Source organism: Burkholderia sp. GbtcB21 (genome assembly GCF_019091065.1).
In the GTDB taxonomy this organism is placed as follows: domain Bacteria; phylum Pseudomonadota; class Gammaproteobacteria; order Burkholderiales; family Burkholderiaceae; genus Burkholderia; species Burkholderia pyrrocinia_C.
The window spans coordinates 1-323 of sequence record NZ_JAGXKA010000155.1; the positions used below are offsets into that span (position 1 = coordinate 1).

Here is a 323-nt window from a genome sequence, read left to right on the forward strand (position 1 = left end):
CGCGGCCGTCGAGTTCGCCGATATAGGTGGTTTTGCCGATCACGCGCCATTCGATGCTTATAGTCAGGTACTTGGAGACGCCGACGTAGGTCTTGCCCGCGAGGACGCGCTCGCGGCCGACGACGTCGATCAGGATGTCCTCGTGTCCGAGGCCGTTCTGCAGCGCCAGCACGGCGGTACCCGGCCCCACCAGCGATTGGGCGCCGCGGATGGCCGCATCGGTCTGGAACGACTTGACCAGCACCACCACCAGGACGGCCACGCCGACAGCGGCAACCCGAGTCGTCGCGTGAACGCGGACGTGGCGGGTGCCGCCCGCGTCG

General features: G+C 68.1%; 1 protein-coding gene. It reads right to left on the bottom strand.

Going from position 1 to position 323, the window contains the following annotated elements:
* A partial coding sequence (locus tag KVT39_RS36675) for a ketopantoate reductase family protein (RefSeq protein WP_254640801.1) occupies nt 1–323 on the bottom strand: 323 nt, incomplete at both ends.